The organism is Pseudomonas sp. NPDC088885 (assembly GCF_044750025.1).
GTDB lineage: Bacteria > Pseudomonadota > Gammaproteobacteria > Pseudomonadales > Pseudomonadaceae > Aquipseudomonas > Aquipseudomonas rustica.
On sequence record NZ_JBIVJB010000029.1, the window covers coordinates 14,416 to 29,510 of the forward strand.

General features: G+C 60.3%; 13 protein-coding genes. 3 read left to right on the forward strand and 10 right to left on the reverse strand.

What is annotated here, in order from left to right; genetic code table 11:
- Positions 1-2: 2 nt before the first annotated feature.
- The gene (locus tag ACIP1X_RS14290; RefSeq protein WP_400752958.1) at positions 3-1,334 is read left to right on the forward strand and encodes a dihydroorotase; all 1,332 of its coding nucleotides are present in this window, start codon (positions 3-5) and stop codon (positions 1,332-1,334) included.
- Between the two features lie 82 nt (positions 1,335-1,416).
- On the opposite strand, the gene ACIP1X_RS14295 is transcribed toward ACIP1X_RS14290, so the two are convergent.
- Complete coding sequence (locus ACIP1X_RS14295; RefSeq protein ID WP_034152149.1) at positions 1,417-1,935, reverse strand: DUF3617 domain-containing protein; 519 nt, start codon at positions 1,933-1,935, stop codon at positions 1,417-1,419.
- Between the two features lie 131 nt (positions 1,936-2,066).
- Between ACIP1X_RS14295 and cls the strand changes: the two genes are divergently transcribed.
- The gene (cls, locus tag ACIP1X_RS14300; protein ID WP_053125224.1) at positions 2,067-3,506 is read left to right on the forward strand and encodes a cardiolipin synthase; all 1,440 of its coding nucleotides are present in this window, start codon (positions 2,067-2,069) and stop codon (positions 3,504-3,506) included.
- Between the two features lie 30 nt (positions 3,507-3,536).
- Here the strand turns inward: cls and cfaB are convergent, their stop codons facing one another.
- The 8 genes from cfaB to hflK (ACIP1X_RS14340) all read right to left on the reverse strand — a co-directional run bounded on the left by cfaB (position 3,537) and on the right by hflK (ACIP1X_RS14340) (position 12,805).
- Positions 3,537-4,724: a C17 cyclopropane fatty acid synthase CfaB gene (cfaB, locus tag ACIP1X_RS14305; RefSeq protein WP_159813225.1), complete on the reverse strand. Its 1,188-nt coding sequence runs from the start codon at positions 4,722-4,724 to the stop codon at positions 3,537-3,539.
- Positions 4,725-4,809: 85 nt separating this feature from the next.
- A complete protein-coding gene (locus tag ACIP1X_RS14310; protein WP_400752962.1) occupies positions 4,810-5,595 on the reverse strand; it encodes a putative DNA-binding domain-containing protein in 786 nt (261 codons plus the stop codon).
- The gene (locus tag ACIP1X_RS14315; RefSeq protein ID WP_400752965.1) at positions 5,586-6,431 is read right to left on the reverse strand and encodes a DUF692 domain-containing protein; all 846 of its coding nucleotides are present in this window, start codon (positions 6,429-6,431) and stop codon (positions 5,586-5,588) included. Before ACIP1X_RS14315 ends, ACIP1X_RS14310 begins: the two co-directional genes overlap by 10 nt.
- A gap of 62 nt (positions 6,432-6,493) precedes the next feature.
- Entirely contained in the window at positions 6,494-6,745 is a 252-nt protein-coding gene (locus tag ACIP1X_RS14320) for a hypothetical protein (RefSeq protein ID WP_397482488.1), read from the reverse strand.
- A 111-nt stretch (positions 6,746-6,856) separates the two neighbouring features.
- Positions 6,857-8,764, reverse strand: coding sequence for a heavy metal translocating P-type ATPase (locus ACIP1X_RS14325; RefSeq protein ID WP_400752968.1), 1,908 nt, complete (start codon positions 8,762-8,764; stop codon positions 6,857-6,859).
- A complete protein-coding gene (gene hflK, locus ACIP1X_RS14330) occupies positions 8,761-9,810 on the reverse strand; it encodes a protease modulator HflK (RefSeq protein WP_400752971.1) in 1,050 nt (349 codons plus the stop codon). The genes ACIP1X_RS14325 and hflK (ACIP1X_RS14330) overlap by 4 nt, the downstream gene beginning before the upstream one ends.
- On the reverse strand, positions 9,807-10,847 hold the full coding sequence (gene hflC, locus ACIP1X_RS14335; protein WP_400752974.1) for a protease modulator HflC: 1,041 nt from the start codon (positions 10,845-10,847) through the stop codon (positions 9,807-9,809). Before hflC ends, hflK (ACIP1X_RS14330) begins: the two co-directional genes overlap by 4 nt.
- Positions 10,844-12,805: a protease modulator HflK gene (hflK, locus tag ACIP1X_RS14340; protein ID WP_400752977.1), complete on the reverse strand. Its 1,962-nt coding sequence runs from the start codon at positions 12,803-12,805 to the stop codon at positions 10,844-10,846. The genes hflC and hflK (ACIP1X_RS14340) overlap by 4 nt, the downstream gene beginning before the upstream one ends.
- Before the next feature lie 211 nt (positions 12,806-13,016).
- Here hflK (ACIP1X_RS14340) and lpdA point away from each other — a divergent pair, with 211 nt between their 5' ends.
- Complete coding sequence (gene lpdA / locus ACIP1X_RS14345) at positions 13,017-14,417, forward strand: dihydrolipoyl dehydrogenase (RefSeq protein ID WP_400752979.1); 1,401 nt, start codon at positions 13,017-13,019, stop codon at positions 14,415-14,417.
- Between the two features lie 131 nt (positions 14,418-14,548).
- Here the strand turns inward: lpdA and ACIP1X_RS14350 are convergent, their stop codons facing one another.
- Positions 14,549-15,022 carry an Lrp/AsnC family transcriptional regulator gene (locus ACIP1X_RS14350; RefSeq protein ID WP_400752982.1) on the reverse strand — a complete coding sequence of 158 codons (474 nt, stop codon included), beginning with the start codon at positions 15,020-15,022 and terminating at the stop codon, positions 14,549-14,551.
- Positions 15,023-15,095: the final 73 nt, after the last annotated feature.

The following is a 15,095-nucleotide window of genomic DNA, read 5'->3' on the forward strand; positions in this document are numbered from 1 at the left end:
CCATGAGCAGCGTGCTGATTCGCAACGCCAGGCTGGTCAACGAAGGACGCGAGTTTGACGGCGATCTGTTGGTCAGCAACGGGCGCATCGTCAAAATTGCGCGAAGCATTGAAGGTGAAAACGCCTCAGTGGAAATCGACGCCAATGGCCAATGGTTACTGCCGGGGATGATCGATGATCAGGTGCATTTCCGTGAACCGGGTGCGCCGGCCAAGGGCAGCATTCACACCGAGTCGCGCGCGGCGGTCGCCGGTGGCATCACCAGCTTCATGGACATGCCCAACACCAACCCGGCCACCCTCACCCTCGAAGCACTGGCGGATAAAAAGCGTCGGGCGGCGATCAACTCGGTGGCCAATTACGGATTTCACTTTGGCGTGAGCCGGGACAATCTCGATACGGTGGCTGCGCTCAATCCGTGTGAAGTGGCCGGGGTGAAAGTGTTCATGGGCGCGTCGACCGGCAACATGCTGGTGGATGATCCGCAGATCCTTGAGCGACTGTTCGCCGAAGTGCCGACCATCCTGCTGGCGCATTGCGAACACACGCCGAGCATCGACGCTAACGCGGCCAATCTGCGCGAGCTGTTCGGCGATCGTATTCCGCCTGCCGCTCACCCGCTCATTCGTAATGCCGAGGCGTGTCATCGATCCTCATCACTGGCGGTGGAGCTGGCGAAACGTCACGGCACACGCCTGCACGTTTTGCACCTGACCACCGCGCGAGAGTTGGCGTTGTTTGAGGACAAACCGTTGGCGCAGAAACGCATCACCGCTGAAGTGTGTCTGCATCATTTGTTGTTCGATGACCGCGACTATCCAAGGCTCGGCAACCTGATCAAGTGCAACCCGGCGATCAAAACCCAAGCGGATCGCGACGCACTGCGCGAAGCGTTGAACAGCAATCGGCTGGACGTTATTGGCAGCGATCATGCACCGCATACCTGGGAAGAAAAGCAGCGGCCTTACGCACAGGCGCCGTCGGGATTGCCACTGGTGCAGCATGCGTTGCCAGCGCTGATGGAGTTGGTGGCAGATGGGGTTTTGCCGGTCACGACGTTAGTGGCGAAGACCAGCCATCGCGTCGCGGATCTGTTTGCGATTCCGGATCGTGGCTATTTGCGTGAAGGGTATTGGGCGGATCTGGTGTTGGTTGAAGCGCAGAGGCTGGAGGTCGATCGGCAGCCGATTCTGTCGCAGTGCGGATGGACGCCGTTTGCCGGGCGCAGTTTTCGGCATCGGGTGAATGCGACGATTGTGTCGGGGCAGATTGCGTGGCGGGAGGGACGGGTGAATGAGGGGTGTCGCGGGCTAGCGCTGAGGTTTATGCGCTGACTGTTAGGACGCCTTCGCGAGCAAGCCCGCTCCCACACTTGGAATGCATTCCAATGTGGGAGTGGGCTTGCTCACGAAGCTTTTAAGCTCTTGGTTTCACAGCGCCGCAATCCTGGCCGAGCCAAACCGCACGGGTTTCCAGACTGCCCTTCTGGTTGATCCCGATCGCATTGAACGTGCCGTTCGCCACCGTGGTGAATTCACGATCACTGAGGAACGTCGCCACGCCGGTGCCCTGTGCTTTCGGGCAGCTGAAGCGGAATTTCCACTGGTTGCCGGTGCGATCGGTGATCTGCTGTTTGCAGCCCGACTGCGGGTCGGCCAATGGAATATCGTTGGTCGCCACCTGCTCTGGCGTCAGGCAGGCGCGGATGCCTTTGCCGCCGATATTGATGCCGTTTTTCTCCAGCGCCGCGCGCTGTTGCGGGGTCATCTGCCCTTGCAGTTGACCGAGGATCGATTGCACATCCATAGGCTGGTCATCGACCTTGACGTTGCTCGATGTCATTTCCCACAGACCCGGCTGCAGCATCTGCGCCTGAGCAACCACCGGCAAAGCCAAACCCAGACCCAGCGCCAAACCCAGCAGACGAACGTTCATCGAAAAACTCCTGATCAGTAGTGGCCGTTAGACGTCGGCCGATTGCTTCGGTTCATGCACCAATTAAATAGCGACAATCGCGACAGAACATGGTCTGTTAAGCATTGAATCTTCCGGAGCAAGGCTGCCCCATGGATTATTTTGGACCGCACATTTTCGGTTACCTGATCGCCCTGATACACACCCTCGGCTTGATCGCCGCCCTTCACGCGGTGCTCACCGTGCGCACGGCTCAAGGCTCGATCGCCTGGGCATTGTCGCTGATCTTTATTCCCTACCTCACGCTAATTCCGTACCTGGTGTTCGGCCGCAGCACGTTTGATGGTTACATCAAGGCACGGCGCCAGGCCAACGAACAAATGCGTCAGGCCATTTCCGAGCTGAACTGGCGCCCTTGGGTGGAAGAAGCCCTGACTGCGCGCGCCTCGAATGCCTACGCCTCACTGCGGGCGATGCCCAAGCTTGGGCGCATGCCGTGTCTGGCGAACAACGAAGTGCAGCTGCTGATCAACGGCACCGCGACGTTCGAGTCGATTTTCCACGCCATCGAGCAGGCGAAGGAAGCGGTGCTGATCCAGTTTTTCATCATCCACGATGACCGCCTCGGCCAGCGCCTGCGTGATCTGCTGCTGAAGAAGGCTGCCGATGGCGTGACCATTCACCTGCTCTACGACCGCATCGGCAGCCATGCCCTGCCCCACAGTTACGTGCAGGCGCTGCGTGATGGCGGTGTCGAGGTCAAAGCTTTCGCCACGCGCAGCGGCTGGCTCAACCGCTTTCAGGTCAACTTCCGTAACCACCGCAAGATCGTCGTGGTCGATGGCGTGGTCGGTTTCGTCGGTGGGCACAACGTCGGCGATGAATACATGGGCGAAAAACCACCGCTGGCACCGTGGCGCGATACCCACGTCAAAGTCCGCGGCCCGGTAGTGGCATGCATGCAGGAGTCGTTTGCCGAAGACTGGTTCTGGGCCGCACGCACCCTGCCGCCGCTGATCCTGCCGGATGAATACCCCGAAGACGGCGTGCTCTGCCAATTGCTCGCCAGCGGCCCGGCCGATGCGTACGAAACCTGCTCGCTGTTTTTCGTCGAAGCGATCCATGCGGCGACAGAACGGGTGTGGATCACCAGCCCGTATTTCATCCCCGATGAAGCGGTTTTCGCCGCGTTAAGACTGGCGGTGCTGCGCGGTGTCGATGTGCGTTTGCTGCTGCCTTCGCGCCCCGACCACCGCATCGTCTACGCCGCTTCCAGCCTTTATGCCTTCGAAGCGGTGCGCGCCGGCGTGCGGGTGTTCCGTTACCGTCCCGGGTTTCTGCATCAGAAAGTGGTGTTGATCGACAGCGAAATCAGCGCGATCGGCAGCGCCAATCTGGACAACCGTTCGTTCCGGCTGAATTTCGAAGTGATGTTGCTGACGGTCGACAGTGCGTTCGCCGCCGACGTGGAACAGATGCTCAACGACGACTTCGCGCAGTCTGATGAAGTCGCCAAAGAAGAAAGCCGGGAGATCCACCGCCTGCAACAACTCGGCATGCGGATCGCCCGGCTTATTTCACCGATCCTTTAAAAGTCCCTCTCCCTAAGGAGAGGGAAAGATTCAGGGGTTATAGATGTCGTCGCGTGTCCATGGCAGTTCGTGGCTGCCATCCGGATGTGCTTTCACCGCGAGGATCTGGTGCAGATTGATCCAGCCGCGCGCGAAGGCGTAAGCACAGCCGGCCAGGTACAAACGCCAGATGCGCAACGCCTGATCCGGCACCAGTTTGCCCGCAGCTTCGAGATTGTCCTCGAGCCGTTCGCTCCAGTGATCCAGTGTGCGCGCGTAGTGCAGGCGCAGGCTTTCGACGTCGACAATCTCCAGCCCCGCTTCGCTGATCTCCGCCGAGATCATCGACAGGTGCGGCAGCTCGCCGTTGGGGAATACGTATTTCTCGATAAAGTCGCCGGCGCCGCGTCCCACCGGACGGCCATCCGTGTGTTTGGCGGTGATGCCGTGGTTCATCACCAGACCGCCCTCCTTCACCGCGCCGAACAGGGTTTTGCAGTACTCGGCGAGATTGGCGTGGCCGACATGCTCGAACATGCCGACGCTGACCACCTTATCGAAACGGCCATCCTGCGGCAGGTCGCGATAGTCGAGCAGTTGCAGTTCGACCTGGTCTTCGAGGCCCTCGGCTTTTACTCGCTCGCGCGCCAGTTCCAGTTGTTCTTTGCTCAAGGTGATGCCGAAGACTTTCGCGCCGAATTCGCGTGCGGCAAAACGTGCCAGCCCACCCCAGCCGCAGCCGACATCCAGCAAGTATTCGCCCGGCTGCAAACGTAGCTTGCGGCATAAATGGCGGAATTTGGCTTGCTGCGCCTGCTCCAGAGTTTCGCTGCCCGTTTCGAAATACGCGCAGGAATACGCCATGTCGCTGTCCAGCCAGAGCTGGTAAAACGCGTTGGACAGGTCGTAGTGGTAGGAAATGGCTTTGGCGTCGGTTTCCTTGTCGTGCAAGGCCCGCACCGGCTGATTATCGTCATCGTCACCAAGCAATGCGTTGCTCAATTCGTCGCAAACCCGGATGACCTCGCTGATCGAGCCCTCCAGTTCGAGCTTGCCTTCAACGAATGCCGCTCCGAGCGCATCGAGGCTTGGATGAGTGAACTGGGTGACCATCTGCGGGTCCTTGACCACGATGGTGACGCTGGGCGCCGGCCCCAAATTGAACTCATGGCCGTCCCAGAGTCGCAAGCGAAGCGGTAGCTGCAGATTCTGTAAGGCCGGTGGAAGTTGCGCGAGCATGGAAAATCCCCCTTGTTTCAGACCGTCAGATCTGAGGGTAGACCATCCTTGAAAAATAGCAGGCTATCGATTTAATTAGCCAAAACTATCGTTGCAGACGCTCCAGCAAGCCATCCTGAACCCACTGTTTCAACCACGTAACAGCTTGCAGCGGCGCGCCCTCACCATAGATGACTGCTAACGCTTCGCACAGTTCGGAGAAACTCCAGCCTTCGTTCAACAACCCGTTCAATGCATTCGCTTCAGCGCTATCCAGACTGCGATAGTTGCAGACCAAGTCGTGACGCCAGATCACGCAGACCTGGGGTGTTTCGAGTGCAACGCTGTGCGGGAAATCCGCTTCATCCTTTACCGAGCGCCAAATCGCGACGCTATTGAATTCACACGCCAGCCATTGCAGCGAAGGCGTCGGTTTGAACCGCAAGGTCGGCCACTCTTCCGGCGCCAGTGTCGCCATCGCATTGATCGTCAGCGGCGCGCCGGCCGGGGAATCGAACGCCAGGGTGAACGCCCATTCGAGTGCGGCCAGTTCCGCCAGCGGCGCGCTTTGCTCGGGCACCAGATGCTCGCGGATAAACGCTTCAAAACCTTTACCCAGCCAACGCAGACTGTAATGCGCCGACGGATAGTGGCGAATGTACGCGGTGGCGAGCAGATCGAATTCTTCATCGCCCATCCAATAATGAATGGCCGGGAAATCGTGGGTCAGCACTTCCAGCAAACGCGCCGCGTAAGCGTTGTGATAAATCGCCAAACCAGTACCGACATCGAGCGTCGGCCCACCGATCAGGCTGTCGGCCAAGGCCTGATCGGCCGGCGCGGCATCCAGCAGAAACGCTTCGAACGCCAGTTGCCATTCCTTCAAGCGCATTGCTGTCTCCCGGCCAGAACCGTGTCACCCAACTCGCGGGCCTTGTGCAGCTCGGCGAGCAGCTCTTCGAACGGCGGGAAATGATCGTCGCGTTCCAGCAACGTCGCCACCGGGCCGATGTGTTCCAGCGTGCGTTGATACAGCGCCCAGACCGGATCGCTCACCGGATGGTCGTGGGTGTCGATGACGTAATCACCGTAATCGTTGTGCCCGGCCAGATGCAGTTGACGTACTTTTTCTGCCGGCAAACCTTGAATGAACGCCCAAGGATCGAAGCCGTGATTGCGCGAACTGACGTAGACATTATTAACGTCGAGCAATAACTCGCAGCCGCTCTCCCGGCTCAGGTTCGCGAGAAATTCCCATTCGCTGAACTCGTCCGACGCGGCGCGCACATAGCTGGAGACCTTCTCCAGCACCAGCGGCCGCTGCAAGACATCTTGCACCTGCGCCACACGGCCGGCGATGTATTCGAGGCTTTCTGCGGTATAGGGAAGCGGCAACAAGTCGTGCAACTGATGGGCGTTGCCACGACTCCAGCACAGGTGATCGGAGACCCATGCCGGTTTGACCCGGTCGGCCAGTTGCTTGAGTTGTTTCAGATAGTCCGGATCGAGGGCATGCGGCCCACCGATGGACAGGGACACGCCATGCATCACCAGCGGATAGCGCTCGGCGATGGCGTCCAGGTAGTACAGAGCCTTGCCGCCCTGCACCATGAAATTCTCGGAGACCACTTCAAACCAGTCGACGTCCGGCGACTGTTCGAGGATCTGCTGATAATAAGCGCTGCGTAAACCGAGGCCGTAACCCAGGAAAGGAAGCGAAGCGGACATGTCGGACTCCTGCTAAAAGTGGCCGCAGTGGCGTGAACCACTGCGGCGGCACTTACGGTCAGTTATTCGCCGACCTTGCCACCTGCTTTTTCGCAAGCCGCTTGAGTCATGGCCTTGAAGCCCATGCCTTTGCAGGTGCCCAGACCTTTGCAGGCGTGATCTTTGGTCTTGCAGTCGTTCTGGCCTTTGCAGGCATTGACGCCGTAGCAGTGAACGTTGGCGTCAGCAGCCGAAGCGGTAGTCGAAACACCGGCAAACATCGTAGCAGCGGCAAAAGCGAGAGCGGCACCAGCAGCAGCGGTCTTGATAGTCATTTTTGTTGTCCTCGGTCATCGTCAGGGATGTCGGCTGAACGGTTTGTTCAGTGCCGACATAGCACTAGAGAGAGCCACCCGGATGGCGTTACACGAGGGTCAAAAATAATTTCAATGATCGTCCTTGAGCTTTAGCAGTGGTTCCTGAAAGCGCAGCAGCCGCCCGGCATTGCCCAACACCAGCAGCGTACTGAGGTTATGCAACAGCGCCGCGATCATCGCTCCGGCGGCACCCAACCAACCGAATGCGGCGAACACAACGATGGCCAGCGTCCAGCCCAGTCCGATAATCACGTTGACTTGCAAGGTTCGGCGACACTGTCGACTGAGGCGTACACAGGTTCCGAGCCGGCGCAAATCGCTGCCGATCAGCACGATGTCAGCCGAGGCCAACGCGATGTCCGCACCGCCCGCGCCCATCGCCACACCGACCACACCGGCCTTGAGTGCCAACGAATCGTTGATGCCGTCACCCACCACCATCGGCCGGAAACCGTTGTCGATTTCCTTGAGCACACGATTGAGTTTGTCCTCAGGTAAGGCCTGGGCTTGAACCTCTTGCAAACCAACATCACGCGCCAAAGTCTGAGCGACACTCTGCCGATCACCGGTCAGCAACAGTTGCCGACCCAAACCCAATTCACGCAACTCGCTGAGGGCAAAACGCGCCTCCGGTTTGACGCTGTCCGCCAGCAACAACCACGCGAGGAATTCACCGTTCAAGGACAACCCGGCAATCGGGCCATCGTGCTCGGGAACGGTCGTGGTATTAATGCCCAATTGCGCGAACAACTCCGGCCGCCCCAGCGCCGCTTCGCCCTGCTCCGTCATGGCAACCACACCAAGACCCTGACGCTCGTGTATCTCACTCAGGGCCACCGACTGTTCCTGACTGACCAACCCCGCCAACGCTCGACTCACCGGATGACTGCTCGCCGCTCCGAGGCTGGCAGCCAGTGCGGTAATCGCGGAGGTGTCTGTGTGAGAACTGTCGATCGACTGCAAACGCAAGGTGCCGTAAGTCAGCGTGCCGGTCTTGTCGACGACCAGCGAGGTCAGGTCAGCCAGTTCTTCAAGAAACGCTGAACTGCGGATCAGAATCCCGTGACGCGCCGCTACTGCGACACCGGCAATCGCCGTCGCCGGCGCAGACAATACCAACGCGCACGGACACGCCGCGACCAACACCGCGAGCATCGCCTGCGCATCGTTGGTGACGAACCAGGTCACCGCCGCCAGCAACAACACCAGCACCATGTAGCTGCCGGCATAACGCTCGAGCAAACGAGTGATCGGTGGCTTCGAACGCTCGGCGTTTTGCATCAGGGCGATGACTTTGCCGAGGGTCGATTCATCGCCGGTGCGAGTCACTTCAATACGCAGCAGCCCATCAAGGTTGATCGCCCCGCCGAACACCGTCATGCCGACAGCCGCCTCGACCGGCACTGACTCGCCGGTAATCGAAGCGGTATCGAGACTGGCCTGACCGGACAAAACCCGACCATCCGCCGGCACCCGATCACCGGCGCGCACCTCAACGGTGTCGCCCGATTTCAGCGTGCCGTTGTCCACTTCGAGGATCGAACCATCAGCCTGAACCTTGCGCGCGTGACTGCGCGTCAGTTGGCCAAGCGCATGGATCGCTTCCTGCGAACCGATGACACTGCGCTCTTCCAGCACGTGGCCGAAAATCATGATGATCGGCAACAGCGCCGCCGTCAGCAGATCACCAGTCGCCCACGCGCCGAGCATGGCCAAGGCAATCAGTTGATCGGTGATGCCGTGCAGGCTTGGATAACGCAGGCTGTACCACGCCGAACGCATCACCGGCACGGCGACTAATAAAGAAGCAAAACCGAGCAGCAACTGACTGACACCGGTTTGCTCCGGCACCAGCCAACGCCAGATCAAACCGAGACCGAGCAAGCCCAACGCAAGCATGGCGAGGGTCAGTTGCCGAGCGGCGCGGCGTTGTTCGGCCGAGGACAACAGGCTCGGGGCGGCGGTCGTCGCAGTCATTTACTGGCTCCCTGAATGATCAGGCGGGAATCGTCTTTCGGATCGACCGTGGTCACCGATCCGGCCTGGCCGAGAATCTTCGGCATGCGCTCGCGGTACAGGCGCAAGAGCATTTGCGGGTCGGTGCTGCTCGCCAGACTCGACACCGTGGCGGTGTCGGCCGAGGCCTTGGCCAAGCGCTCACCCGCCTGTGCGTGAGCCACTTGCAGCGTGCGGTCGGCTTGTTCGTTGGCGGTCTGGGTGAGTTTCTCGGCGTCGGTGCGCGCATTCGCCACGGCTTTATCGGCTTGCTGACTGGCAGTCAGCACGGCGTTGAACGCACTTACGGCAGGGTCAGGCAGACTCGATTGCACATCAACCCGCGCCACTTCGATACCGATGCCCTGCCCGCTCGCCTTCAACTCGGCGAGGCGTTTGTTGATGCCTTGCACCAGATCACCGCGCAGCCTTTCACGGCGCTCGGCGGCTTGATTATCTGCGCCGATCAACTCTGGGCGCGCGACAAGAATAGTGTCGAGATCGCGCGCGGCCGTCAGTGCAACGGCGCTGCGGGTGACCAATCGATCCAGCGCCGGCAGCACATGATCGGCCTGCAAGACGAAGTCGTAAGGGTCGGTGACTTTGTAAAACACCCGCACATCCAGTTGCACCACGCCGGCATCACCGGTCAATAAATAACCAGACCCGGCCAGCGCATCGCTCAGCGGTGTTGCGAACGAAGCAACACGATCAGCCTTCAACGCCTCATCGCTGCGCAACAGATTTTCCACTCGGCGTTCGATGACTCGATCCGCTGCGGGCAGCAAAATCACCTGTTCGAATGGCTGCGGCCAAGCCAATAACAGACCAGCGTTTTGCACACGATCCAGAGCGCCAAAGTGCAAAACCACGGCACGATTCTGCGGGTCGATCTGCCGCACGTTGGAGAATACCCACGCGAGCGCGGCCAACACCGTTACCGCATACAGGGCAAAAAATGCCAAACGACCGGCCTGAATCCACGGGCTGTTTAGCGAATGTGTTCCACGTGGAACTTCTTCACTCATGGCTGCGATCCGGATTTGCTGTCGAGTGTTGGCGGGCCGTCAACCAGTACGCGGAATGGCGCGGCGTCGGTGCGCAGAATCAGTTTGGTGTCCGGCGTGACAATGCTGCCGAGGGTGTCCAGCGAGCGCAGCAAGTTGTACAGCTGCGGAGAACTGGCGTAGGCACGGCCGTAAATCTGCGCGGCTTCGACGCGAGATTGCGCTTCGATTTCTGCGGCTTTCACGGTGGCGTCAGCCTGGACAATTCGGGCATCGCGTTCGGCAGCGGAACGGATTTGCGCCGCTTCGCGTTTGCCGATCGCCGTGCGTTCGGTGGCAATGGTTTCACGCTCGGCGCGCATGCGATCGACCGTGGCGGTGAGCGTTACCGACGGCAAGGTCAAACGCTCGATGCCGACTTGCACAACACGCACGCCATAGGTCGCGAGCAATTGCTGATCAATCTGCTGACGCAACTGCGCTTCGAAGTCAGCGATGTGCACTTGGTTGGCATCGGTGTTGACCAGATTCGCCAGATCGAAACTGCTCGCGGTGGTTTCCAGCGCGGAGCCAACAAAAGTACGAATCTGCCGCGCCGCTTCGTCGGGCTGGTTTTGCACTGCGCGCATGAAACGCTGCACGTTGCTTGGATCGCCCTGCACCTGCCACGCCACGTAGGCCTGAACGATGATGCGCAAACCATCGCGGGTGCCGACATCCTGCAAGCCGCTGGAGGTAGTGCGCAGACGTAGGTCCACCGGAATCGCCGCTTCGAATGGCGCCGGCCAGCGCCAGCTCAAACCCGGTTCAAGCAATACCCGCGATGGATTACCGAAGCGAGTAATGACCGTGGCTTCACCGGAGCGCACTTGCACCAGGCTCGCCGCGGCAATTGCGAACGCCACCAGCAAGACTGCCCAGCCCATGCGCCGCCACGGGAAAGGCCCCGCCTCTTCCGGCGCACCGTGGTGATGATGCCCATGATGATGGTGGTGTCCGCCGTGGCCGTGATCGTGGCCGCTGTGATCATGCGGTTCGTGCGTGTGCGACTGGCTCAATGGGCGACTCCTGGTTGAGCTGTGGTGCGCGCGGGCGTCGGGTCAGCCGGCAGCGTGAAAGTACGCAGGTCGATGGTCGGCGCATTGCTGCTGCCACCGAGGCGATGATCGAGTACCAGCAATTTGGCTTTGCTCAGGCCTTGGCTGAGCTGCGCGAGGTATTGCTCCAGCACAAAGGCCTGGCCGGCACTGGCGTAGGCTTTTTGTTCGGCGCTGAATTTCAGATCCGCCGCTTGCGCCGTGGCACTGGTTTCGCGGGCGTTGGCGCTGGCCTGATCGCGAGCGAGGCTGGCCTGCAATTGCGCCTGATTACTCGCTTCGGCCGCCGCGCCACGCTCACGGGAGATCAATGCCTGCGCGCCGATTTGCGCTGCTTGCACCGCGTGATAAGCATTGGCGGCACCGGCCGGCGGGTGAATGGCTTCAACCACCGTGGCGAGAATCTCCACACCACTGTTGAGTTGTTGCAGATCGCTTTGCACCGCGCGACCGATCTCCTCGCCGAGCCCTACCCGGTCTTCACCGAGCAAACCGTCGAGTGTGCGCGAGGCAAAGTCGTGCACCAGAATCCGGCTGGCGGTGCTGCGGATCAGTGTGGGTACATCGGCACTGTTGTACGTCGCGGCCAGCGCCGCCTGATCAGTCAGGCCGATGCGATAGACGAAGCGCACGTCCATGTTGACGATTTGAAAGCTCTGCTGATCGCCGCGGCTGCTGGCGATCACTTGCGACTTGTCGTTGACGTGACTGGCGTCCCACAAGCGGTTGGCCGTCATCGGTGCCGGGCCTTCAGCGGGATCGGCTTGCAGTGGCGCCAGGTTTTCGCCGACGCTGGTAGCGAGTTCATGCACCACGCCGTTTTCGACGATCAACACGCGACCCAACGGCCACGGCAAACCTGTGTGCAAACCGGGGCCAAAGACCTGCACCGGTTTGCCGAAACGCTCATAAATGCCTCGGCCCTGCAGCGGGATTTCATGGATGCCAGTAAGCAACCAACCCACCGCTGCGACCAGCGCCAGCACCGGCAGAAACGCTCGGCGCATGTAACTGAACGCCCAGATCTGACGTAGATCGATGCCAAAACGGTTGTGTAATTCATGCTGCAACGCGAGCAACGGCTGCGGCGGCCAGCGCAGCATGTCGGCGACGAAACTGCGCGCCAACAGCGTCGGTTCGAGCTGTTCGCGGCGTGGGCTGAAGACCGAGAGTACCGCGCGCAATAGCAGCTCGATCGCGACCAATCCCGGCAAGATGCCGATGAGTACCGCCACGCGAACCGGCCAAACCGCGTTCTCGCCAGCGAACAATAAACACAGCGCGCCGAGCACCAGACTGATGATCGCCACGCGCGTCAGTTGCGCCAGTGCTCCCGCTTCTGGCCATTGCGCTGGATTTTCCTGAGCGAGTTGCCGCTCCAGCACCAGCAAGCCAAACGCCAGCAGCAACGCCAACGCCGCACCGACGGAGGCGGACACTCCAACGGTTGCGGCGGGCAGCGTCAGGTTCCACACCTGTTCGATGCTCAGCGCCACCAGCAACGCCCAACCGCCCAACCACAGCGTCGCTGCACCGATCTGGCCAAGCACATACAAACCGCGCTGACTGAGGCGATCCAGCAGGCGCTCGTACCAACCTTCTGGCGCAATCGCTTCATCGTCGGCAGTCGGCGTCAGCACAACAGGATTGATCACCCGCGCGCGCCATTGCGTCACCCACCACGCCGATTGCAGCCCGGCGACCAGCACCAGCAACGCCGCGCTCTGATTGACCAGCAGCGGCAGCCACAATGACTGCGGCGCAAACAACCCGACGAAAAACGCCGACACCCAGCCTGCCCCGGCCAATCCGCCAAGGCCCAACGCCCAACGCCGCAGTCGCCTGCCCTGCATGGTCGCCTGCTGAAAACGCGGCAGTCCGGTCACCTGCGTGCCATCCACCTCCAGATCAACTTGCATATCACCCCAAAATCATCGGCTCGCGGTTCATATCGTTACGATATAACGAAAAGCGTGAAATATTCGTACACAATTACCCGTATTCAAAGACGCCCAACCTGTCGCTTGCCTGAAGCCTTGACCGAAATGTCTGGAAACGCACATATTACGTTCGTAATTTTTATCGACAGCTACTTTTAGCGATCCGCATCCATTCATCAGGAGCAAGCGCATGAGCAACTATGACGTAGTGATTCTGGGCGGCGGCCCCGGTGGTTATAACGCGGCGATCCGCGCCGGCCAGTTGGGCCTCAAGGCCGCTTGCGTCGAAGGTCGGGCGACCCTCGGCGGCACCTGCCTGAACGTCGGTTGCATGCCGTCCAAAGCCCTGTTGCACGCCTCGGAGCTGTACGACGCGGCGATGGGTGCGGAATTCGCCAACCTCGGCATCGAAGTCAAACCGACGCTGAACCTCGCGCAAATGATGAAACAGAAAGACGAAAGCGTGACCGCCCTGACCAAAGGCATCGAGTTTCTCTTTCGCAAGAACAAGGTCGACTGGATCAAGGGCTGGGGCCACATCGACGGGCCGGGCAAGGTTACGGTGACTGACGATCAGGGCAATAAGGTCGAGCTGACTGCCAAAGACATCATCATCGCCACCGGCTCCGAGCCCACTCCCCTGCCCGGTGTCGAGATCGACAACAAGCGCATCCTCGATTCAACGGGCGCGCTGTCGCTGAGCGAAGTGCCCAAGCATCTGGTGGTCATCGGTGCCGGCGTGATCGGTCTGGAATTGGGTTCGGTGTGGCGGCGACTCGGCGCGCAGGTGACCGTGGTCGAATACCTCGACCGCATCTGTCCCGGTGTTGATGGCGAGGCCGGCAAAACCCTGCAGCGCTCGCTGAGCAAACAGGGCATCGCCTTCAAGTTGAGTTCGAAAGTCACCAGCGCGACGACGTCGGAAAACGGCGTGCAGCTCAGCGTTGAGCCGGCGGCGGGCGGCACGGCGGAACTGCTCGAAGCCGATTACGTGCTGGTGGCGATTGGTCGTCGCCCTTACACCCAAGGCCTGGGCCTGGAAAACGTCGGCCTTAGCACCGACAAGCGCGGCATGCTCGCCAATAAACAGCATCGCACCGAAGCCGCTGGCGTCTGGGTGATTGGCGACGTCACGTCCGGGCCGATGCTCGCGCACAAGGCTGAGGATGAAGCGATGGCCTGCGTTGAGCAGATCCACGGCAAGGCTGGCGAAGTCAATTACGACCTGATACCCAACGTCATCTACACCAAACCGGAACTGGCCAGCGTCGGCAAGACTGAAGAGCAGCTCAAGGCTGAGGGTCGCGCCTACAAGGTCGGCAAGTTTCCGTTCACCGCCAACAGCCGGGCGAAGATCAACCATGAGACTGAGGGTTTTGCCAAAGTCCTCGCCGATGAACGCACGGATGAAGTGCTCGGCGTGCATCTTGTGGGGCCGAGCGTGAGCGAGATGATCGGTGAATATTGTGTGGCGATGGAGTTCAGTGCCTCGGCGGAGGACATTGCCTTGACCTGTCATCCGCATCCGACACGCTCGGAAGCGTTGCGCCAGGCGGCGATGAATGTTGAGGGGATGGCGACGCAGATGTAGGGATCTGAAATTTTTATTGGCTGGACTGCCGCTTTCGCGAGCAAGCCCGCTCCCACAGTTGATCGCGCTCTTTCAGGAGGAATGCGGTCGAATGTGGGAGCGGGCTTGCTCGCGAAAGGCGCGCCTCGGTTTCAAGTCGGAAGATGTCCCAGAGGCAACGCCCCCGGTGTCTTCACCGTGTGAATCGCGAAGTTGCTGCGGATGTCACTCACCCCCGGCAACTTCAACAGGCAGGCACTGAGAAAGCGGTCATACGCGCGCAGATCCGGCACCACCACTTGCAGCAGAAAATCCGATTCCCCCGACACCAGAAACGCCGATATCACCTCCGGCAACGCCGTCACCGCTGCATAGAACGCCTCGGCCTGTTCGTCGTTGTGGCGCTCGACCTTGACCCCGACAAACACCGTCAGCCCCAACCCGACTTCGTCGCGATCAAGATTGGCCTGATAGCCGCGAATCACCCCCGCCTCTTCCAGCATGCGCACCCGGCGCAAACACGGTGAAGCCGACAAGCCGATTTCATCCGCCAGCTCGACGTTGCTCAGGCGCCCGTCCCGTTGCAGGGCGGCGAGGATTTTGCGGTCGAAGGCATCCAGTTTCATGTTTGGCAGATCCCGATAGTTATTGCGTGCAAAGCTAGCAGGTTATGCCAAATGCAGAAGCTTTTGAAGCCGA